Here is a 21,888-nt window from a genome sequence, read left to right on the forward strand (position 1 = left end):
CTGAGAACCAGCTCGATGGCTGACGTGGCGGCGCGGCCGGATCTCGGGCTGAACGCCCCGCCTAGCCGACGTGGACGCGGGGGCGTCGGGAGCGGTCCGGTTCCGCCTCGCGTAGGACCTCGCGGGTCACCGGAGCGACCTCGCCCTGGCCGAAAAGGAAGAACCGGAGAAAGTTGGCGAACGGATTTCCCTCGGTCCATTCGAAGTAGATGTGTGGCCGGGTGCCGGTGGTGTCGCGGATGTGCAACAGCAGGGCTGCGAGGGCGTTCGGGACCGAGGAGCTCTCCACCGTGAGGACCCGGTAGCGACCGTCAGTACTTCGCCCCTCACGGTCAGCCCGGCCTCGAACTCGGACGGGTCGGTGACCGTCACCTCGACGAAGACGAAGTCGTCCTGCGCGGGTACGTCGTTGTCGGCTCGGATCTGCTCGACCTTCTCGCGGTACTCGGCGAGGTCACGCTGATCCGGTTCATTGGCGACGAAGCGGGCCCTACGGCTTGCCGTGTCCCGGACGAAGCGTTGCGCAGTCTCGTCGAGCTCGATGTGGGTCACGCGCAGTTCGAAGGCACGGCCGAGGCGTGAGAGGAGGGAGATGAGGATAATGCCGGCGATGAAGCAGGCACCGATTTTCACGCCGTCCGGGCGTTCGATGACGTTGACGACGGTGGTGTACAGGAAGACGGCGGAAATGATACCGAAGGCGATGCTCCAGCTGCGCTGGCCGGCCTTTCGGGCCGAGATGGTCACGGCGATGGCTGCGGAGCAGATCAGGACGAGGACCCCGGTCGCGTAGGCGCCGCCCTGAGCGTCGACGTCCGCGTCAAAGATCCAGGTCACGAGGAAGGCGACGAGAGTGAAGACGATGACCATGGGGCGCACGGCGCGGGCCCAGTGCGGGGCCATGCCGTACTTGGGCAGGTAGCGGGGCATCAGGTTGAGCAGGCCGGCCATGGCGGACGCCCCCGCGAACCACAGGATGAGGATGGTCGAGGCGTCGTAGACCGTGCCGAAGGTGTTGCCCAGGTACTCGTGCGCCAGATAGGCGAGGGCGCGGCCGTTGGCGTCACCTCCGGACTCGAACTCCTCGTGAGGGATGAGCACGGTGGTGATGAAACTGGTGGTGATCAGGAATACGCTCATGATCAGCGCGGCGGTGGTGAGCAGCTTCTTGGTGCCGCGGATACGCCCTGCGGGGTTCGCCTCGATGTCATCGGGATCGCCCTGTACGTGCGGCATCACGGCCACGCCCGTCTCGAACCCGGAGAGGCCGAGCGCGAGTTTGGGGAAGACGAGCAGGGCGACGCCGATCATGGCGAAGACATTGCCATGCTCCGCGGTGAGGGCCGTGCTCCAGTCGGTGACCAGATGTCCCTCGGTGAGGACGTGCCACAGACCGGTGACCACGACGACCACGTTGAGCCCGAGATAGATCCCGACGAGCACGACGGCGACACCGATGGCTTCCAGGAATCCCTTCAGAAACACCGCGCCGAGCAGCGCAACGAGGACCAGGGTGATCAGGAGCTGCTTGTTGTGCAGGGCCTCTTCCAGATGGGGGTTCTCCACGAGGTGGGTGGAGGCGTCGGCGGCCGACAGGGTGATGGTGATGAGGAAGTCGGTCGCGGCGAAGCCGAGGAGGGTCAGGACGAAGAGTTTGCCCTTCCAGAAGGGCAGCAGCCGCGACAGCATCGCGATCGAGCCCTCGCCGTGCGGGCTCTCCTCGGCCACCCTGCGGTAGACGGGCAGCGCACCGGCCAGGGTCACGATCACCAGCACGACTGTCGCGACAGGGGAGAGCAGTCCGGCAGCCAGGGCGGCGATGCCCGGCTGGTAACCGAGGGTGGAGAAGTAGTCGACACCGGTCAAACACATCACCCGCCACCAGCGCTGCCCCTGATGTTTCGGCGCCGGCGCGGCCTGCGAAGGCCGGCCTTTGCCCATGTCGGACAGCCCCGCCAGCATCCACGCCCGCAGACGACTCGTGTGCGTGTCGGTCGGGGCGGCCATGGAGTACTCCTGGTGTCCTGCTGTGGCGGCTTCCAGCCGTCTTGCGGACGGCCGGGCCAGCGTAAGCAGTGGACTCATCGCCCACCTGGGCAGGAGCGTCAGGAAAGCGTCAAGATCCTCCCGTCGGGCGTAGCCGGGGCTGCCTGGACAAAGCGTTCCGGGGGGCCGAACCCCGTCCACGTCACACCGCAGAACTTCGCCCAAGCGGACAGCCGCGCTTGATCCGGCCTTGACATCGCGGCCTGTGAACGGCGTCCGGTGCGCTGATGCTTTTACTGACAGGGGAACTCCTGGCGCCGCGGTCTCCGATGCGGCCATCAAGGTCGTCGACGGTGCCGCTACTCCAGGCCAGAGACTTTGAACACGAGCTGCGCGGACTCACTGTCGGTATGTCGGGACAGACGCCCCATGTCCGATCTACCGCTGAGCAGGAAGGCTTGCTCGGAGGACGCGGTGGCGCCGTCTTCCAGGAGCCGCCAGAGCGCCGGGTTGTCGGCGAGCAGGTTCGCGTGAAGTTCGATGCGTGTGCCATGGACGTCCTCAAGGACGACGTGATTCAGGGCCCCGGCCCGCCAGCGCACGCGAACCAGACGGTCTGTCCGGACACGTCGTTCGCGCACCAGCCCGCGGGAGGCTAGCCAACCTCGCCCGGCGGTGACCCGATCCGGCACAAGCACTACGAACAGCAGGACGGAGAGTCCGCTCCACAGGGCGGCACGGATCGGTGTGAGGGCCCCGTGCAGGCTGTCGACCAACAACAGGAGCCCCAGCAGAGTGACGGTGCAGACGAGCGCGGTGCGCAGAGAGTAGATCCAACTCTCGTCGCGCGCCAGGGGCACGAGCGGCGACAGTCTTTGAGCTGGTGTGCGGCATCCCATACGACCGAGGCTAGAGGCGCAGGGAGCGGCTGCCGTTGACCTTGACGGGTTGCTGGCGTGGCGCGAATACAACCCTGACGCTCAAGACCCCGGGTGCCTGCGCGATCTGCACGACCTCCCCGACGTTGAGCCCAGCGACCTCGCGGAGAAGCAGGGTGTGGCGGAGCCGCTCGTCGAGTTCGAAGGAGATCGCCTTGCGTACCTCGTCACGATCGATTGGCAGCCCCACGAAGACGATCTCGACGAACACCCCGGTCCCCTCTCAACCCGGCGCGCCAACAGCGGTCACAGCACTGGCTGCATGACAGGAACAGCAGCGCTGTGCCAGCCCCTCGATCCGATCAAGCTCCGAGGCTTGGACCGCTCCTCCGTCCCAGGGACTTTTCAGGGACTTTCAGCGCTGTCCGAGGGACTTTCGAGAGACCTTCTGCCGCGTCACGCGGCAAGCCACCGAAGGACCGGAAAGGGCCTCCGACGCTGGTCAGATGCCCTTTCCGAGGCAAAGCCGAAGGTGGCGGCAGACGAGTCGGGCCGTACGCCGGGTTCTGCTCTACCCGCAGGCGTATACCCAGCCTGACGGTCATGCTTCCGATGCCGCCCCAGCAGCTGCATAACCGTTTGTCGCGAGCGAGCATTAGGGTGCAATACGAAGTATGTGCGCGTCTCTCCGGATGTCGGAGCAAAGACAGAGGATCCACACCGCGCGCTGGAAGGGAACGAAGTCGTGCATGGCGAGTACAAGGTGCCCGGCGGCAAGCTAGTCGTCGTAGATCTGGATGTCGAAGAGGGTGCCCTCCGCAACGTGAGGGTCGCAGGGGACTTCTTCCTGGAGCCCGACGAGGCGATCATGTCGATCAACAGGGCCTTGGAGAGCGCACCTTCTTCGACGGACGCCGAAGGCCTGGCGGCCCGGATCACGGCGGCGCTGCCGGAGTCGACCGTGATGCTCGGGCTGACCGCAGAGGGTGTTGGTATCGCTGTCCGGCGAGCACTGGCCCATGCGACCGAGTGGAGCGACTACGACTGGCAGTTGGTGCACATGGAGCCGCAGGCCCCGGCCCTGCACATGGCACTGGACGAGGTCCTCACCGCAGAGGTTGCCGCCGGGCGACGAGCCCCCACTCTGCGGGTCTGGGAATGGGCCTCACCTGCTGTGGTCATCGGCAGCTTCCAGTCGCTGCGGAACGAGGTGGACCCCGATGGGGCGGCAAAGCACGGTATGACCGTGGTTCGCCGCGTTTCTGGTGGTGGTGCCATGTTTGTAGAGCCCAGGAGTACGATCACGTACTCACTGTCCGTGCCGGAGTCGCTGGTCTCGGGCCTCTCCTTCGCCGACAGCTACGCCTACCTGGACGACTGGGTCCTGGGTGCACTCGGCGACATGGGCATCAAGGCCTGGTACCAGCCCCTCAACGACATCGCCACCGACGCCGGCAAGATCGCCGGTGCCGCCCAGAAGCGGATGGTCGGCCCTGACGGTGGTCTTGGAGCCGTCCTGCACCACGTAACCATGTCGTACGACATCGACGCCGACAAGATGCTTGAGGTCCTGCGCATCGGCAAGGAGAAGATGTCCGACAAGGGCACCAAGAGCGCCAAGAAGCGCGTCGACCCTCTCCGCCGCCAGACGGGCCTCGCCCGGGAGCAGGTGATCGAGAACATGATCTCCTCCTTCCGTGACCGCCACGGATTGACCACCGGCAGTGTCACAGCGACAGAGATGGCCAGGGCGGAGGAGCTGGTGCGGACGAAGTTCGCCACTGAGGAGTGGACCGCGCGGGTGCCGTAAGCAACCCGCCAGGTGTGAGTGGCAACCGGCGGGAGCAGGCGCTTGCCCATGATCACGCAGGCTTGTAGTGTCTTCGCGGTCCGACCTTCGTCGAGGCCGGCAACACCATCACGTACTCCCTCTCGGTACCCGCCTCCCTGGTCTCGGGGCTCTCGTTCGCCGACTCGTACGCCTATCTCGACGAGTGGGTGCTCGAGGCGCTCGGAGACATGGGGATCAAGGCCTGGTACCAGCCGCTGAACGACATCGCGACGGACGTCGGGAAGATCGCGGGGGCCGCGCAGAAGCGCATGGTCGGACCTGACGGGGGGCCCGGCGCGATCCTGCATCACGTCACCATGTCCTACGACATCGACACCGGGAAGATGCTGGAGGTCCTCCGCATCGGCAAGGAGAAGATGTCCGACAAGGGGACCGCGTCCGCGAAGAAGCGCGTCGATCCGCTGCGCCGGCAGACCGGCCTGCCCCGCGAGACGGTGATCGACCGCATGGTGGAGTCCTTCCGCGAACGCTACGGGCTCGCCTCCGGCCTGGTGACCGGAGCTGAGCTGGCGCGCGCCGAGGAACTGGCCGCCACGAAGTTCAGCAGCCCGGACTGGACGGCGCGCGTGCCGTAGAGGTGGGTGGCGGGGTTCAGGTCCCGTCGGGAGCGTCCGGGCCGGCCAGCGCGTCGGCGTGGGCCAGTCCGCTCTCAGCGGCGATCTCGTCGAGCGTCTGCGGCGCTCGCACGGTGACCAGCCGCACGTCGCCGTCCTGTCCGGTCGTGAAGCCGTACACGGCAGGCCGGGGAAGGCTGTTGTACGCCCAGGGCGTCGAGAAGTAGTAGGCCCCGGTGTCGTGCAGGACGACGTGGTCGCCCTCCGCCAGCTCCGGCAGTTCGCGGCCGTGGGCGACGACGTCACCGGCGAAGCAGCACGGCCCGGCGATGTCCTGGCGCAGGGGCGGTCCCGTCAGCGGATCGCCGTGGGCGTCGAAGGCGCCCACCCTCAGCGGCCAGGCGTCGGGCATGAGGACGGTGCGCGTGGCGGTCTGCGCTCCCGCGTGGGTGACGGCGATGCGCCGGCCGCCCGCTTCCTTGGTGTACTCCACGCGCGCGGCGATGAACCCGTTCTTGGCGAGCAGCGACCGGCCGAACTCCGTGACGAGCGCGTAGCGGCCGTCGAGGAGACCCGGCACGGCTTCGCCGAGCACCCGGACGTGGTCGGCGAACGTCGGGCGCGTCATGTCGTCCTCGAAGTTGACGGGGAGCCCGCCACCGATGTCGAGGCTGGTGACCCGCCGTACGCCGAGCGTGGCGTTGATCTCCTCGGCCAGCCGGTACGTCTCCGCGATGCCCTCGGCGATGAGTTCGAGCGGGCACCCCTGGGAACCGACGTGTGCGTGCAGCCGGGTCAGCCAGGGGCGCTCGGCGAACGCCGCCACGACCCGGTCGCGTGCGCCCGGGTCGCGGAGCGCCACGCCGAACTTCGATGTCGCGGTCGCGGTGCTCATGGCACCGATGGAACCGCTGCCGACCTGGGGGTTGACCCTCAAACCGATGACGGAGGCGCTGTGGGCGGGGCGCAGCGCGTCGATGCGGCGCAGCTCGTCGAGGTTGTCGGCGTTGAGCGCCACCCCCAGGGTGAGCGCCTCGCTGATCTCCTGCCGGGTCTTGGCCGGCGAGTCGAGCACGATCCGCGACGGGGCGACACCGGCGTCGAGCGCGAGGCGCAGTTCTCCCGGGCCGGCCACTTCGCATCCCATGCCGAGCCGGGCCAGCAGCCGGAGCACGGGGACCAGAGAGGCCGCCTTGACCGCGAACGTGTGAAGTACGTCGGGGGCCTGGGCGTACGCCTCCTGGAGGGCCGCGACCGAGGCGCGGATGCCGTCCGTGTCGAGGAACCCGGCGACGGGGTGCCCCTCCGCCACCAGCCCGGTGGCGACGGCCCGGCGCAGCACCGCGGGGACGCGGTGCGCGGCAGGGGGGACGGCGGGTCCGGTCGGGAACGTGCTCACTGAGGTCACGGCAGGGCTTTCCGGTGGGGCGGTACCACACCGCCGGCGAGCGGGTGGCGGGACGGATCAAGACTGATCCGCCTCCCCCCCGCACGTCTTCGTCGGCCCGCACAAAGCACCGCCGGCGGTTTGGCGAGACGGACACAGGCCGTGGCAGAACGCCTCACGGCATCCCGCTCAGCCGTACGGCGAGCGTGAGGACGAGCCGTGTGTCGGGGTCGTCGAGGTCGACGCCGAAGCGTTCACGGATGCGCCGCAGCCGGTACCTGAGCGTGTTCGGGTGCAGTGTCAGACGCCGGGCGGCCGCCGCGACGTCCCCCGGCGTATCGAGGTAGGCGCCGAGGGAACGCACCAGTTCGCCGCCCGCTGCGAGATCCGCGCGGATCAGCTCGTGCACGGGGCCGGTGCCCGCCTCCCATACGGGCCGCACCGCGTCGAGCATGCGCAGCGCCTCGACCGTCGCTCCGACCTGGTCCGGTCCGGCGCTCCGCACGGGGCGCGCATCGCGGCCCCGTCCCTCGCGGTCCCGCAGTGCGCGCACGACCAGCAGCGCCTCCGCGTACGACAGCGACGCGTCGAGACCCGACCCCACCGTCGGTCCGGCGCCGATCCGCACAGACTCCGTACCGGGCACCCGGGCGGCGAATGTGTCGAGTTCGCGGGCCAGGGCGAGTGCGTCGCCCGGTTGCCCGCTCTCGGGCCCGGGCAGCAGCACAGCGACCATGTCCTCCTCGCGCAGGACACGAGCAGCGGGCCGGAGAGCGGTGGCCTGGAGCGCCAGCGACTCCAGGGTGCGGTCCTTCGGCCCGCGCTCGTCCGGGGGCGTGAGTACGCCGACGACGACCGCGCAGGGAACGTCGGGTGCCAGGCCGAGCGACCACAGGTGGGCCCGCCGGTCACCGGTTCCGTGGAGCAGGCCGCGCAGGGCGTGCGCCTCTCTGCGCGCGGTGCCGCTCTCGCGCATCCGGTGGCGCAGGAGATGGGGCACGGCGAGCGCGGCGGCACGCCGGAGCACCTGGGCCGCGTCGGGCGAGAGCCGCTGCCCGTCGGCGGCGGCCCACAGCGAGCCCAGCGTCTCGCCGCCGCTGCGCACGGCCACGACAAGACGTTCGGGGGTCTCACCGTCGGCGGCCCGGTGGATGACGTCCCCCGATGTCCGGAGCGTGTGCAGCAGCCCGCTGCGGCGCAGTTCGGCGACGCGCCAGTCCGGTACGCGGCCACCCAGGATCGTGGACCGTCGCAGCCCGTCGGCGTCGGGCCCCGTGGCGGAGTGCGCGAGCACCCGGAACTGAGGGTCCTCCACGGTGATCGAGCCGCGGCAGTGCCGTGCGGTGGCCGAGGCGAGCGCCGCCAGGCCCCCGGTGGTGGCATCCGCCATGAGGTCGTCGCGCCCGGCCGTGGCGAAAGCTGTCGCAGACCGGAGCAAGGCGAGTGCGTCGTCCCAGTCCGCCCATGCGGCGCGGACGAGCAGGGCGATGCCGCATTCCCCGGCCGCTGCCCGGGCCTCCGCCGGTACCGGCGCGCCCTCCTGCTCCCGGAGCACGACCGCCGCCGCGCCGCGCCGCGCCGCTTCGCGCACGGCCGTGCCGGCGGTGGCCGGATCCGGTGGCAGTCCCGCCGCCAGCACGATCCGCCCGGCATGCGCACGGCCCGGACCCTCGTCGCCGATGATCACGCCGAGGACCGTCACGTCCTGTCCCGCGGGAGCGAGCAGCAGGCGCAGGACGCCTTCCTCGTCGTGGTCGAGGATCTGTCTGAGGGTGACGTGGTCCGTTCCGCTCCCGTTGGTTCCTGACGTCATGCGCCGAGGATACGAGCGGGAGGAAGCCGTGCGGCGGGCGACGGACGGCGAGTGACGGTGAGGCACCGGGCGGCCGGCGGTTCGCCGGCAATCAGCAGTTCGCACACGTCCGGCGCGCGCTTCGGCGGGTTCTCCGATGCTGCGCACCGCCATCCGGATCACTTTGCGGAACCTTTACCCGTCGCGGACCGTTGGGCCGGGTAGACGCGAGGCTTCGCGACCGGCAGTTCAGACGATGACCGAGGTGACGTCAGATGGCAGTGTGGGATCGGCTCAAGGACCAGGCCAGGACTCTGCAGCAGGGACAGCAGGGACGCGCCCAGGCGGGCGGACGCGGAGGGTCCCGGTCGGGCGGCGGTTCGCGCGCCCAGCTGGTCGGCACCCTGAAGAATCAGCTCACCTCACTCAAGACCGAGCTCAAGAGCGGCGCCTACCGGGACGCGAGCATGGCGATGTGCGCCCTCGTCGCGGCGGCGGACGGACACGTGGACCCGGCGGAGCGCCAGCACGTCGAGTCGTTGATCCTGGGCAACGACGTCCTGCAGAACTTCCCGCCGGAGCAGCTGCGCCAGCGGTTCAACAAGCATGTGGACCAGCTGAGCCGGGACTTCCACCAGGGCAAGGCGGAGGCGATGCAGGAGATCGCCAAGGCGGCCAAGAAGCCGACCGAGGCCCGGGCCGTCGTCCAGACGGGCATCATCGTCGCCGGGGCGGACGGCGACTTCTCACAGGCCGAGCACATGGTGCTCCAGGAGGCATGCGCGGCGCTGGGGCTCTCGCCGGCCGAGTTCCAGCTCTGAGGACCGGCTGTCCGCGGTCCGGTTCCGGTCGTGACGGCAGCACGAACTGCCCGCCCTGCGCCGGCGGTGGGCGAGGCGGCTCCAGCGCGCGGCCTCCTTCGGGGGACTCGTCCGCCGGGGCGGGGCGTCGCGAGCGGACGAGGGCGGCGGACCGGTGACGCCCGCGCGGCGTGAGGGGGGCAGGCGCCCCGCCCGGCCCCGGCGGAGAACACGCGGCGCGGCCCCGCGTCACTCCTCGTACCGTGGGGGTCCTGACGCCACCCAGCCTGGAGCAGCCATGCACACACCCCACACGTCCGGCGGCACGGACGTGCAGCAGGACGGGCTGTTCGGTCTCGACGTCCTCCGCGTCGGACCGGAGGCGCCCGGGCCGTCGGGACCGCTCTTCCGGGACTCGGACGAGGCCCGCAGGATGCTCGAGGTCAGGGAGATCCACGCGGAGTCGGCCGCGGCCGCGTCCCCGCGGGGCCGGGAGATCATCGCGCGGTATCCGGACGCCGAGATCATCCCGGCGGACTCCCACTGGCGCATCCCGGATCTCCACGGCAGCAAGGGCAACGCTGACCGCTGGGTGCGCATCAAGAGCACGGTCCTCGTCCTCGGCGAGAAGAAGACACTGACCGTGCGGGTCAACGGCCGGTCGGCGGACTGGATCGCTCCCGGCGCGGCGAACGGGTGCGCCATGGCCTGTGCCTACTGCTACGTCCCCCGCCGCAAGGGCTACGCGAACCCGATCACCGTCTTCACGAACATCGACGCACTGATCGGCCGGCTGCGGCGCCATGTGATCGCGCAGGGTCCCAAGAAGGAACCGAACCAGTGCGACCCGGTCGCGTGGGTCTACGACATCGGCGAGAACAACGACTGCTCGGTCGACGCGCTGATCAGCGACAACACGGCCGACCTCGTGCGCGCCTTCACACGCTGGCCCACGGCGAAGGCCTCGTTCGCGACCAAGTTCGTGAATCCCGATCTGCTGGGACTCGACCCCCGTGGACGCACGCGCCTGCGCTTCTCGTTGATGCCGCACGACGACTCACGCCTCCTGGACATCCGGACCAGTCCGGTCGCCCGGCGCATCGAGGCCGCGGCCGACTTCGTCGAGGCGGGCTACGAAGTGCACTTCAACCTCTCCCCCGTCGTCATCAGGCCCGGGTGGGAACAGGCGTGGGCGGAGCTGCTCCGGCAGATGGACGACGTCCTGCCGCGGTCGGTCAAGGAGCAGGCCGCGGCCGAGGCCATCATGCTGACCCACAACCGGGACCTCCACGAGGTCAACATGGCCTGGCACCCGCGCGCCGAGGAGGCGATCTGGCGGCCGGAGATCCAGCAGGCCAAGCGCTCGGAGAACGGCAGCCTGAACGTCCGGTACCGCAGCGCCGTCAAGGCGGAGGCGGTCGAGACGGTCCGCCGCCTGGTGCACACGCACACGCCCTGGATGCCGATTCGCTACGCGTTCTGACCAGCCGGGGGTGCGCTGCCGAGGCATGGGCGTGGACGATCCTGCCGAGGCCCGCCCAGCCGTGTGCCGCCGCACACATCGGGCAGTGCTCACCCGAGGCGGACACCACACGCCGTGCCCGTTCCCCGGGAACGCGAACGGCCGCCCCGGCAGGTATTCACCTGCCGGGGCGGCCGTATGCGTGGTGCCGCGTCCGCGGACGCGGCGGCCGGGCTCAGCCCAGCGACGCGATGGCCTTGTTGAAGGTGGCCGACGGACGCATGACGGCCTCCGCCTTCGCGGGGTCCGGCTGGTAGTAGCCGCCGATGTCGACCGAGGTGCCCTGCACGGCGGTCAGCTCGTCGACGATGGCCTGCTCCTGCTCGGCCAGCGTCTTGGCGAGCGGCCCGAACGCCTCGGCGAGCGCGGCGTCGTCGGTCTGCCGCGCCAGCTCCTGGGCCCAGTAGAGCGCCAGGTAGAAGTGGCTGCCGCGGTTGTCGATGCCGCCGAGCTTGCGGCTCGGGGACTTGTCCTCGTTGAGGAAGGTGCCCGTCGCGCGGTCCAGGGTGTCACCGAGCACCCGGGCGCGCGCGTTGTCGGTGGTGGTCGCGAGGTGCTCGAAGCTGACCGCGAGCGCGAGGAACTCACCGAGGCTGTCCCAGCGCAGGTAGTTCTCCTTGACCAGCTGCTGGACATGCTTGGGCGCGGAACCGCCGGCGCCCGTCTCGAACAGTCCGCCGCCGTTCATGAGCGGGACGACCGAGAGCATCTTCGCGCTGGTGCCCAGCTCGAGGATCGGGAAGAGGTCGGTGAGGTAGTCGCGCAGCACGTTGCCCGTGACCGAGATGGTGTCCTCGCCCCGGCGGATGCGCTCCAGGGAGAAGGCGGTGGCCTCCTCGGGCGTACGGATGGAGATGTCCAGGCCGTCGGTGTCGTGGTCGGCCAGGTAGGTGTTGACCTTGGCGATGAGGTTGGCGTCGTGCGCGCGGCCCTCGTCGAGCCAGAACACGGCCGGGTTGCCGGTCGCGCGGGCGCGGGTGACGGCGAGCTTGACCCAGTCCTGGATGGGAAGGTCCTTGGTCTGGCACATCCGGAAGATGTCGCCGGCGCCGACGGCCTGCTCCAGCACGACGTCGCCCTTGCCGTCGACGACCCGCACGGTGCCGGTGGTGGGGACCTCGAAGGTCTTGTCGTGGCTGCCGTACTCCTCGGCCTTCTGTGCCATGAGACCGACGTTGGGCACCGAGCCCATGGTCGAGGGGTCGAAGGCGCCGTTGGCGCGGCAGTCGTCGATGACGACCTGGTAGACACCGGCGTAGCTGCTGTCCGGGAGGACCGCGATGGTGTCGGCCTCCTTGCCGTCCGGGCCCCACATGTGACCGGAGGTGCGGATCATGGCCGGCATCGACGCGTCGACGATGACGTCGCTCGGGACATGCAGGTTGGTGATGCCCTTGTCGGAGTCGACCATCGCCAGGGCCGGGCCCTCGGCGAGCTCGGCCTCGAAGGACGCCTTGATCTCGGCGCCGGCGTCCACGGAGTCGAGCCCCTTGAGGATGCCGCCGAGGCCGTCGTTCGGGGTGAGGCCGGCCGCCGCGAGCGCCTCGCCGTACTTGGCGAAGGTGTTCGGGAAGAAGGCACGGACCACGTGGCCGAAGATGATCGGGTCGGAGACCTTCATCATCGTGGCCTTGAGGTGCACGGAGAACAGGACGTCCTCGGCCTTGGCACGGGCGACCTGGGCGGTGAAGAACTCGCGCAGCGCCGCGACGCGCATGACGGCGGCGTCAACGACCTCGCCCTTCAGGACGGGTACGGACTCGCGCAGCACGGTGGTGGTGCCGTCGTCGCCCGCGAGCTCGATGCGCAGCGAACCGGCCTCACCGATGACGGCGGACTTCTCCGTCGAGCGGAAGTCGTCGACGCCCATGGTGGCGACGTTCGTCTTCGAGTCGGCGCTCCAGGCACCCATGCGGTGGGGGTGGGCCTTGGCGTAGTTCTTGACCGACGCGGGGGCGCGGCGGTCGGAGTTGCCCTCGCGCAGGACGGGGTTCACCGCGCTGCCCTTGACCTTGTCGTAGCGGGCGCGGACGTCCTTGTCCTCGTCGGTCCGCGGGTCGTCCGGGTAGTCCGGAAGCGCGTAGCCCTGCGCCTGCAGCTCCGCGATCGCGGCCTTCAGCTGCGGGATCGAGGCCGAGATGTTGGGCAGCTTGATGATGTTCGCGCCGGGAGTCCTGGCCAGCTCGCCGAGCTCGGCGAGCGCGTCATCGATACGCTGGCCGGCCTCGAGACGCTCCGGGAAGCCGGCGATGATCCGGCCTGCCAGCGAGATGTCGCGGCGCTCGACCGTGACACCCGCGGTCGAGGCGTAGGCCTCGATGACGGGCAGGAACGAGTACGTCGCCAGGGCAGGGGCCTCGTCGGTGTGCGTATAGATGATGGTCGAGTCAGTCACCGGGTGCTCCGCTCCACGTCTGCAACATTGCTTGACATCAAGATATCTCCTGACCGCCCCCCTCTCCACAGTGGCCCGCGCCCTTCGGCGGGAAGACGCGGGCCCCGGCACGGGGAGGGCCGGGGCTGATCTGCTCAGCGGGCGCCGTCCGCGCCGGACGACGGGGCGCCCGGGGCCGGCGGGCGGTGCTCGTACCAGCGCCGGTCGGCCTCCAGCTGCGCGGCGAGCGAGATGAGCCGGGCCTCGCCGCGGGAGGGGCCGAGGAGCTGGGTCCCGATGGGCAGGCCGTCGTGCGTGAAGCCTGCGGGGACGTTGATGCCGGGCCAGCCGAGGACGTTCCAGGGCCACGCGTAGGGGCAGGCCGACGTCATGGCGAGGTCGGTGCGCCAGGCGCTCAGGCGGTCGAACTCGCCGACCCGCGGCGGCGGAGTGGCCGTCGTGGGGGTGAGCAGGACGTCGTAACCGTTGCCGCCGCGCCCCGTGTCGAAGAAGGCTCCGAGCCTCGCGTGCTGGCGGACCTCCCGTGCACGGGCGGCGCGCACGACCCGGCCGCCGAGCCGGGTTCCGGTGCGGAGGGCGCTGCGGGTTCGGGGGTCGAGCAGGCCGGGCTCGGGGTGCCGCGCGGCGAGTTCGGCGATGCCGGCGGTGGCGCGTGGGACGAAGGAGAGGCCGATGAGCCCGTAGCGGGGACGGGCCTCCTCGACGTCGTGGCCCAGCCGGGCGAGGACCTCGGCGAGTGCGGTGACGGCGCGCAGGACCTCGGGGTGGGGGGCGTTGCGGGTGAGGGTGAGCGGCGCCCGGAGGGCGACACCGATGCGCAGCCTGCCGGGGTCCCGCCGTGCGGCGGCGGACGCGTCGATCCTGGGCGGGCGGTGCGGGTCGGCGGGGTGCGGTCCGGCCGCGGCGTCCAGGAGGAGGGCGGCGTCCGCGACCGTACGGGCCAGGGGGCCGTTGACGGTGAGTCCCTGGAAGGCGTCGCTCTGGGGATGGACGGAGATCCGGCCGCGCTGGGGCTTGATCCCGACGAGGTGGGTCCAGGCCGCGGGGATGCGGATGGAGCCCGCACCGTCCGAACCCAGCGCGGCGGGGACCAGCCCGGCGGCGACGGCGGCAGCGGAGCCGCCGGAGGAGCCCCCGGGGGTGTGCGCGGTGTTCCAGGGGTTGCGGGTGCAGCCGAAGGCGGGCCCCTCCGTGAAGGCCCACTGGCCCAGTTCGCAGGAGTTGGTCTTGCCGACGATGACGGCCCCGGCGGCGCGCAGCCTGCGGACCGCCTCGCTGTCGGCGGTGGCCGGCGGCAGCGCGCCGTCGCAGCCGAAGAAGGTCGGCATGCCCGCGACGTCCGTGTCGTCCTTGACGGCCACCGGCACCCCCAGCAACGGGAGCCGTTCTCCGGCGTCGAGCCGCCGGTCGGCGTCGGCGGCCTCTTTGAGTGCCGCGTCCGTACGCAGCTGGCGGAAGGCGTTCAGGGTGTGGCGGCTCGCCTCGATGCGGGCGAGTGCCGCGGCGACCAGGGCCGAGGAGGTCATCCTGCCCTCGGCCAGTTCCCGCGCGCTGTCGGTGAGGCCGGGTTCCGCGGCGTACGGCTCTTCCGGCCTGATCGGCCCGGTCCGCTCCGTGGGGTCTGCTGAGGACATCGCTGCCGCCTCCTCGCGTGCGCCCGTGCACCGGTCCCGGGGCCGCCCCGGGACCGCCCGAGCGGATCTACTGGAGAGTAACGAGGCGTGGGGGCCCACTCAAGCACACCGCACCGGGCACACGGCCCGTCTCCCCGTGCCCCTGCGGAAGACGGGCGCGCGGCGTCCGGCGCGTCCTACGGACGGACGTGGATCTCGCCGATGCCCGTGCCGATCCCCGCGCAGTGGGCGGTCGACTGACCGGACTGGCCCGGGCTCAGGGTGACGTGCTCCCCGTCCACGTCCGGGGACCAGCCGCAGACCAGATGGACCCAGAAGGTCTGCGTGACCGAGCCGTTGTTCCTGCAGAGCGCGTAGCCGGTGTAGTCGTCGATCGCGTGCTTGCCCGTGTCACAGGACAGCCCCGGGGGTGTGGCGGCGGGCGCGACGGCCACCGCCGACGTGGCCGGGACGGCGAGTGCAAGGGTCAGGCCCGCGACGGCGATGCGCGCGAGCCCGCGGAAGGTGTTCCCCTTGATGTGCTTGTTCATCTCTCCCCTGTTTCCGGTGAGTTCCGGTGTTCCCGGTGAGTTCCGGTGATCTTCAGGGCACCCCTCCCCCACGTTCCGTAGCCGAAAACAGCGCCGAACCTCACCCTCCGTACACCCCACCCGCCGCGCACGCAACCGAGCGCAAGTGCGACCCGGACACCTTCCGCGGGCCGGTTGCGGACGACAACCGCGACACCGGGACGATCGAACACCACCCGCCGCGTATCACCGTGAGGGGCGACGGGGCGGACGCGGCCGTGGACCTGTCCGGCTTCGGCGCACCGGTGCCCACGGCCACTCCGTCCCCGGAGGAGACGGTCCGCGTCAGCGCGCTGCCGGGCCGGACACCGCTTCCTTCCTGACGCCCGGGCTCAGCAGTGCGTAGAGCACCAGCGAGGAGACGAGGCCGACGGCCCACCCGTAGTCGGCGAGCGGCTTCAGGAACGGGATCAGCCCGTCGGCGGGGAACGGCCCCTTGCCGGGCGCCGAGTGGGAACCGCCGACGGCGAGCACGCCCCCGGCCACGAACGCGGCCACGGCACGCCAGTTCCATCCGCCCGTGTACCAGTAGCGGCCTCCGGGCCGGTAGAGGTCGGGCAGGTCGAGGACCGTACGCCGGACGATCCAGTAGTCGGCGATGAGGATGCCTGCGACCGTGCCGAGCAGACCGCCGACCAGCCCCAGCCAGGTGAAGATGTACAGCTCGGGTGTCTCGGTGAGCTTCCACGGCATGATCAGGACACCGACGACCCCCGTGATCAGGGCGCCCGTACGGAAGTTGATGAGCTTCGGCGCGAGGTTGGCCAGGTCGTACGCCGGTGAGACGACGTTCGCCGCGAGGTTCACGGAGATCGTCGCGACGAGCACGGTGATCAGGCCGAAGAGCAGCCCGAAGACGTTGTCCGTCCTGGCCACCAGCTGCACCGGGTCCCAGATCGCCTCCCCGTACACGGCCTGCGAGCCGGACGTGACGAGGACGGAGAGCAGGGCGAAGAAGGTCATGGTCGTGGGCAGCCCGAGCGACTGCCCACGGATCTGCGCCCGTTGACCGGCGCCGAAGCGTGTGAAGTCGGGGATGTTCAGCGAGAGCGTGGACCAGAAGGCGATCATGCCCATCAGCGAGGGGAAGAAGACCGGCCAGAAGTCCGCGCCCCACCCGAGGGCGGAGGGCTGGTCCAGCAGCGGTCCGAAACCGCCCGCCTTGACCGCGACCCAGACGAGCAGGACCACCGCACCGACGATGACGAACGGCGCCGCCCAGTTCTCGAACCGGCGCAGGGTGTCCATGCCCCGGTAGATGATGGCGAGTTCGAGCACCCAGAACAGGACGAAGCAGAGCCAGAGCGTCCAGGGCTGGCCGCCGATCTCACCGGCCCGCGCCCAGCCGCCGAACATCTTGCCCAGCAGCGTGAAGATTCCGACGCCACCGATCCACGTCTGGATGCCGAACCACGCGCACGCGACACCCGCCCGGATCAGGGCCGGAAGATTGGCACCGCGCAGCCCGAACGACGCACGGGCCAGGACGGGGAACGGGATGCCGTATTTGGGGCCGGCGTGTCCCGTGAGCAGCATCGGGCCGAGCACGATCAGGTTGGCCAGCGCGATCGTGAGGACGGCTTGCTTCCAGTCCATCCCGAGCGCGACGAGTCCGGAGGCCAGCAGCCAGGACGGGATGTTGTGCGCCATCCCGATCCAGAGGGCGGCGAAGTTGTACGTCGTCCAGCGGCGCCGCTCCAGAGGCACCGGCAGCAGATCGTCATTGACGAAGCGCGGGTCGTCGGGGAGCGAACCCGGGGCGAGTTCGATCCGGCCCGACGGGTCGGCTATCCGCCCCTCTGAGGGGGTCGGCGGGACCGGTGGAACAGGTGGGACGGTAGCGGTCATGGTGGCGTGACCCTTCGCTCGGGAGAAGTGCCGTGCGGGGCGCGGGGGTGTGGTGCTCGGACAGCCGCTGCGGGTTCGAGGAGGGCGTCAGGCGGACAACGCGGGGATGATCGTGGAGCCGTAGGCGTCGATGGTCGCCTCGCGCGCGTCGTGCATGTTGTAGACGGCGAACTGGTCGACACCCAGATCGCGCAGCACCCGGAGCTTCTCGATGTGCGCCTCGGGCGGTCCGAGCAGACAGAAACGGTCCACGATCTCGTCGGGGACGAAGGCCGTGTCCGGATTTCCGGTGCGTCCGTGATGGCTGTAGTCGTATCCGGACCGGCCCGCGATGTAGGCCGTGAGCGCCTCGGGCACGAGGTCCGAGTGCTCCCCGTAGCGGGAGACGAGATCGGCCACGTGGTTGCCGACCATCCCGCCGAACCAGCGGCACTGCTCGCGGGCGTGGTCCAGGTCCTCGCCCACGTAGGCGGGCGCGGCCACGCAGATGGTGACGGAGTCCGGATCGCGTCCGGCGTCGGCGGCCGCCTGCCGCACCGTCTTGATCATCCACTCCGTGAGGTACGGGTCGGCGAGTTGGAGGATGAAGCCGTCGGCCTTCTGCCCGGCCAGCGCGAGAGCCTTGGGCCCATAGGCGGCCATCCAGACCGGCAGACTGCCGTCCTTCACCCAGGGGATCTGTACCGGCTGCCCGTCGACGGTGGCTTCACGGCCCTCCGCGAGGTCCCGGATCACGTCGATGGCCTCGCCGAGCCTGGCAAGAGTGTTGGGCCTGCGGCCGGCGACGCGCATAGCGGAGTCTCCGCGCCCGATGCCGCAGACGGTCCGGTTGCCGTACATGTCGTTGAGCGTGGCGAAGGTCGAGGCGGTGACCTCCCAGGTGCGGGTGCCCGGATTGGTCACCATCGGACCCACGACGAGCCGTTCGGTGTGCTCCAGGATCCGGCTGTAGATGACGAAGGGCTCCTGCCAGAGCACCGCGGAGTCGAAGGTCCAGCCGTAACGGAATCCGTTCCGTTCGGCGCGGCGCATGAGCCCGACGACGGCGGAGGCGGGCGGGTCGGTCTGGAGGACGAGTCCGAAATCCATGACAGATGCTCCTAGTCGAAGTACTGACACATGGCGCGCGGGTGAGACTGACGTGCCGGGCCGACGGACGCGCTTCCCGCCGTCGTACGCCGCCCGGGCGGCGGCACGCCGGAGGAGGACTGCGGGGCGCCCCTCGGTGGTGCGCTCCGGGTGAGCTTTCCACACGGGGCGGCGGCCGGCCCGGTACCGCGGCCCGCCCGAAGGCGAGTCGCGGGGGGACAATCCTGGACCCGTCGGCGGGCTTTGGGAAGGGGCACTCTACGCGCGATGCGTCCGGTGTCCGGGCATGGGCGCGAGGCGCGGCGACGCGGTGCCCGAAGGGAGCACCGGGCGGGCGACGGTGCAGACGGGAGCGGCGCTCGGCGGGCGTTGACTCGGCGTGTCCGTGCACGACCCCGCCCCGCCCCCAGGGCCACTTCGAGACGAGCGACTCGACTATCGGGGTTGCCGGCGCCGCGTCGGTGATGACGGCGCCCCCGTGGGAGGGGCCGACGAGGACGATCGGTCCCTTGATCGTCTCGAGCCGGGCCGCGAGACGGGCGTAGTCGCCGGACAGACCACGCAGCGGGTTGGCGGTGGCTCGGCCCGCGCCGCGAACTCGCTCGCACCCCGGGCCGGAGGTCAGTTCGACGGCCGCGGAGTGTGAAATGAGACTTATGCCACTTAGCGGTATCGTTTGTGGCGTTTGGGTGTGGCCCTGGATTCTTCGGCAGCGGCAAACCGCCCCCGAAATCCGACGCACTGCCGCACGCCCCCCTCCCCGCACCAGCGGTTCAACTCGCACCAGCGGTTCAAGCGGAAGGATCGACCATGGGCACGGTCACCACCATCGACGGCACGACCATCTACTACAAGGACTGGGGCCCGCGCGACGGCGAGCCGATCATGTTCCACCACGGCTGGCCGCTCAGCGGGGACGACTGGGACAACCAGATGCTGTTCTTCCTCTCCAAGGGCTACCGCGTGATCGCCCACGACAGGAGGGGGCACGGGCGCTCCTCCCAGAGCGCCACCGGCCACGACATGGACACGTACGCCGCCGACGTGACAGCGGTGGTGGAAGCCCTCGACCTGCGGGGAGTCGTGCACATCGGCCATTCCACCGGCGGCGGCGAGGTGACCAGGTACGTCGCCCGCGCCGAGGCCGGGCGGGTCGCCAAGGCCGTGCTCGTCAGCTCCGTCCCGCCCGTCATGGTGAAGTCCGAGTCCAATCCGGGCGGACTGCCGATCGAGGTCTTCGACGGCTTCCGCGCCGCCCTCGCCGCCAACCGCGCCCAGTTCTACATCGAGGTGCCCTCGGGTCCGTTCTACGGATTCAACCGGCCCGGGGCCAAGGTGTCGCAGGGGCTCATCGACAACTGGTGGCGGCAGGGCATGCGGGGCGCGGCCAACGCCCACTACGAGTGCATCAAGGCCTTCTCGGAGACCGATTTCACCGAGGACCTCAAGAAGATCGACGTGCCGGTCCTGGTGGCCCACGGCACCGACGACCAGATCGTGCCGTACGAGGATGCCGGCCCCCTCTCCGCGAAACTGCTGCCCCACGGCCGGCTGAAGAGTTACGAGGGCTATCCCCACGGAATGCTCTCGACGCATCCCGAGGTCCTCAACCCCGACCTCCTCGCGTTCGTGCAGGAGTAGCAGGAGTAGCAGGAGTAGCAGGAGTAGCAGGAGGAGAACGCGGCACCCCGGCGCGCTGCTTCCCGAACCGGATCCACCTCGAAGGCGGATCCGGTTCGGTGCGCCCAAAGCCCTTCCGGTTCACGTGTGGCACCAGATGGCACGAACGGAGCACACCGTGGCACCACGTGACGTCACGTGGTGCCACGCAGGCGCCAGATGACGCCATAGTGCAGCCACGGGCCCGCGACCGGACGGGGCATGCCACACCCGCACAGAGCGGTGCCGTCTCATATGCGCAGTTCAGAGCACCAAGAGGGCTGACATCTCCCGAAGGGGCCACGGAGAGCTTGCACATAGCGCCAAAGTGGTGCCATGATGGCGTCATGGACCTGACCCCGTATGTCGACACCCTCCGCCGCGAACTTGCGGTGGCCGCCGAGGCCGGCGGCGACGAAGCCCGCGCACTGGCGGAGCGGCTCACCGCCCCCCTGGAGTCGGCGACCCGGCTGGCCATGCTGAACGTGCTCTCCGCCGCCACGGACGAGATCACCCGCGAACTCGCCCCGGGCTCGGTCGACGTACGGCTGCGCGGGCTCGACCCCGACTTCGTGGTGACACGGCCGCCCGCCGACAGCGGCGCAGGCGACCGGCCGGCCGCGGTGGCCGAACCGCTCCAGGCCCCGTCACCGGTGGACGGCGACGAGGGCGGCGGCACGGCCCGCGTCAATCTGCGTCTGCCCACCCACCTCAAGGCCCGCGCCGAGGAGGCCGCGAACCGTGAGGGCCTGTCGGTCAACGCGTGGCTGGTGCGCGCGGTGTCGGCCGCGGTCGACGGCGGGGCCCGGCCGCGCGCGACGGAGAAGACCCGGACCATCGGACAGAGCTTCACGGGCTGGGTTCGCTAGGGCCTCTTGTTCGGATCACGCCAGGGCTCGCGAGCCCTGGTCGCGCACGCGCCCGCACAGCGTCATCACCCGCACCCCTCCCACCAGCAGGAACGCTCCGAAACCCCAGAGGACGGTACAGCCATGCCTTCTTACGACACTCCCGCGCCGATCACGGCCACAGCTCACGTGCATGCCGGTTCCATCGGGTTCACCGCGGGCGACCGCCTCGACACCGTCGTCGAGGTACGGCCCCGCGATCCGAAGCGCGACCAGGACGTACGGGCGGCCGAGCAGACCGAGGTGGTCTGCGCGAGCGGGACCCTGAACATCAGGACCCCCAAGGGCAATCTGTTCGGCCGCACGGGCACCGTGGACGTGTCGGTCGAACTGCCGACGGGGTCGAGCGTCGACGTGACGGGCGCCTGGACCCAGGTCGTCGGTGAGGGCCGGCTCGGCGAGGTCCGCGTGAAGACCTCGTCCGGCGACGTACGCCTCGACACCACCGGCCGGCTGAAACTGACCGCGTCGCACGGCTCGATCGCCGTGGACCGGATCGACGGCGCAGCCGAGATCACCACCAGCTCCGGCAGCATGCGCGTCGGTCTCGTCGACGGCCCCGCCGTCCTCAAGAACTCGCACGGCACCACGACCGTCGACGCCGCGACCGGCGAACTGCGGGTGAGCGGCGCCAACGGCGACATCGAGGTCCGGCGCGCCGGGGACTCGGTCACCGCGACCACGGCACACGGAACCCTTCGTGTGGGCGAAGTAGCCCGCGGCACGGTTCGGCTGGAGACGTCCTACGGCGCGATCGAGGTCGGAGTCCGGGAGGGCACGGCAGCGTGGATCGACGCGAGTTCGGGCGCCGGACAGGTACGCAACACCCTCACCGCGTCCGAGACGCCGGAGACGACCGAGGACACCGTCAAGGTCCACGCCCGCACCCGGTTCGGAAACATCGACATCCGTCGCGCCAAGGTCTGACCCCGCACGAGCGTTCCCCGACGCACGCGGTTCGCCTGCCACTTCATCCTTCGCCCCGACTTCATCCTTCGCCCCGGAGGGCCACATG

At 70.3% G+C, this 21,888-nt stretch carries 15 protein-coding genes and 3 pseudogenes; 7 read left to right on the plus strand and 11 right to left on the minus strand.

Features of this window, described 5'->3' with window-relative positions; all coding sequences use genetic code 11:
* Window positions 1-61 precede the first annotated feature (61 nt).
* The 3 genes and pseudogenes from OG206_RS05650 to OG206_RS05660 all read right to left on the minus strand — a co-directional run bounded on the left by OG206_RS05650 (window position 62) and on the right by OG206_RS05660 (window position 3,135).
* Window positions 62-2,007: pseudogene (locus OG206_RS05650) on the minus strand (amino acid transporter).
* Between the two features lie 338 nt (window positions 2,008-2,345).
* On the minus strand, window positions 2,346-2,885 hold the full coding sequence (locus tag OG206_RS05655) for a hypothetical protein (RefSeq protein ID WP_327112831.1): 540 nt from the start codon (window positions 2,883-2,885) through the stop codon (window positions 2,346-2,348).
* A gap of 10 nt (window positions 2,886-2,895) precedes the next feature.
* Window positions 2,896-3,135, minus strand: coding sequence for a hypothetical protein (locus OG206_RS05660; RefSeq protein WP_327112833.1), 240 nt, complete (start codon window positions 3,133-3,135; stop codon window positions 2,896-2,898).
* Between the two features lie 474 nt (window positions 3,136-3,609).
* On the opposite strand from OG206_RS05660, the gene OG206_RS05665 reads away from it, so the two are divergent.
* Both OG206_RS05665 and OG206_RS05670 read left to right on the plus strand, forming a co-directional pair.
* Window positions 3,610-4,674 (plus strand): lipoate--protein ligase family protein, encoded by a 1,065-nt coding sequence (locus OG206_RS05665; protein ID WP_327112835.1) that lies wholly within the window; start codon window positions 3,610-3,612, stop codon window positions 4,672-4,674.
* Between the two features lie 77 nt (window positions 4,675-4,751).
* A pseudogene (locus OG206_RS05670) lies at window positions 4,752-5,291 on the plus strand (lipoate--protein ligase family protein); the annotation flags it as partial.
* A 16-nt stretch (window positions 5,292-5,307) separates the two neighbouring features.
* On the opposite strand, the gene OG206_RS05675 reads toward OG206_RS05670, so the two are convergent.
* Both OG206_RS05675 and OG206_RS05680 read right to left on the minus strand, forming a co-directional pair.
* Complete coding sequence (locus tag OG206_RS05675) at window positions 5,308-6,678, minus strand: diaminopimelate decarboxylase (RefSeq protein WP_442805805.1); 1,371 nt, start codon at window positions 6,676-6,678, stop codon at window positions 5,308-5,310.
* A 154-nt stretch (window positions 6,679-6,832) separates the two neighbouring features.
* Window positions 6,833-8,470, minus strand: coding sequence for a PucR family transcriptional regulator (locus OG206_RS05680; protein ID WP_327112839.1), 1,638 nt, complete (start codon window positions 8,468-8,470; stop codon window positions 6,833-6,835).
* A gap of 254 nt (window positions 8,471-8,724) precedes the next feature.
* Here OG206_RS05680 and OG206_RS05685 point away from each other — a divergent pair, with 254 nt between their 5' ends.
* Entirely contained in the window at window positions 8,725-9,270 is a 546-nt protein-coding gene (locus OG206_RS05685; RefSeq protein ID WP_327112841.1) for a tellurite resistance TerB family protein, read from the plus strand.
* 277 nt (window positions 9,271-9,547) lie between these two features.
* A complete protein-coding gene (locus tag OG206_RS05690) occupies window positions 9,548-10,732 on the plus strand; it encodes a spore photoproduct lyase family protein (RefSeq protein WP_327112843.1) in 1,185 nt (394 codons plus the stop codon).
* A 19-nt stretch (window positions 10,733-10,751) separates the two neighbouring features.
* On the opposite strand, the pseudogene OG206_RS32580 reads toward OG206_RS05690, so the two are convergent.
* From OG206_RS32580 to OG206_RS05720, 6 genes and pseudogenes are all read right to left on the minus strand, one after another.
* A pseudogene (locus OG206_RS32580) lies at window positions 10,752-10,877 on the minus strand (nucleoside deaminase); the annotation flags it as partial.
* Between the two features lie 69 nt (window positions 10,878-10,946).
* A complete protein-coding gene (locus OG206_RS05700) occupies window positions 10,947-13,166 on the minus strand; it encodes an NADP-dependent isocitrate dehydrogenase (RefSeq protein ID WP_327112845.1) in 2,220 nt (739 codons plus the stop codon).
* 134 nt (window positions 13,167-13,300) lie between these two features.
* Entirely contained in the window at window positions 13,301-14,800 is a 1,500-nt protein-coding gene (locus OG206_RS05705; RefSeq protein ID WP_327112847.1) for an amidase, read from the minus strand.
* 176 nt (window positions 14,801-14,976) lie between these two features.
* Window positions 14,977-15,330 carry a hypothetical protein gene (locus tag OG206_RS05710; RefSeq protein WP_327112849.1) on the minus strand — a complete coding sequence of 118 codons (354 nt, stop codon included), beginning with the start codon at window positions 15,328-15,330 and terminating at the stop codon, window positions 14,977-14,979.
* A gap of 324 nt (window positions 15,331-15,654) precedes the next feature.
* Complete coding sequence (locus OG206_RS05715; RefSeq protein ID WP_327112851.1) at window positions 15,655-17,217, minus strand: NCS1 family nucleobase:cation symporter-1; 1,563 nt, start codon at window positions 17,215-17,217, stop codon at window positions 15,655-15,657.
* Window positions 17,218-17,304: 87 nt separating this feature from the next.
* Window positions 17,305-18,306, minus strand: a complete 1,002-nt coding sequence (locus OG206_RS05720) for a TIGR03842 family LLM class F420-dependent oxidoreductase (protein ID WP_327112853.1) — start codon at window positions 18,304-18,306, stop codon at window positions 17,305-17,307.
* 810 nt (window positions 18,307-19,116) lie between these two features.
* Between OG206_RS05720 and OG206_RS05725 the strand changes: the two genes are divergently transcribed.
* The 3 genes from OG206_RS05725 (at window position 19,117) to OG206_RS05735 (ending at window position 21,800) form a co-directional block, all read left to right on the plus strand.
* Window positions 19,117-19,947, plus strand: a complete 831-nt coding sequence (locus OG206_RS05725) for an alpha/beta fold hydrolase (protein ID WP_327112855.1) — start codon at window positions 19,117-19,119, stop codon at window positions 19,945-19,947.
* 365 nt (window positions 19,948-20,312) lie between these two features.
* Window positions 20,313-20,834 carry a toxin-antitoxin system HicB family antitoxin gene (locus OG206_RS05730; protein ID WP_327112857.1) on the plus strand — a complete coding sequence of 174 codons (522 nt, stop codon included), beginning with the start codon at window positions 20,313-20,315 and terminating at the stop codon, window positions 20,832-20,834.
* 123 nt (window positions 20,835-20,957) lie between these two features.
* Complete coding sequence (locus OG206_RS05735; RefSeq protein ID WP_327112859.1) at window positions 20,958-21,800, plus strand: DUF4097 family beta strand repeat-containing protein; 843 nt, start codon at window positions 20,958-20,960, stop codon at window positions 21,798-21,800.
* Window positions 21,801-21,888: the final 88 nt, after the last annotated feature.

Origin of the sequence: Streptomyces sp. NBC_01341, assembly GCF_035946055.1 — a bacterium.
GTDB lineage: Bacteria > Actinomycetota > Actinomycetes > Streptomycetales > Streptomycetaceae > Streptomyces.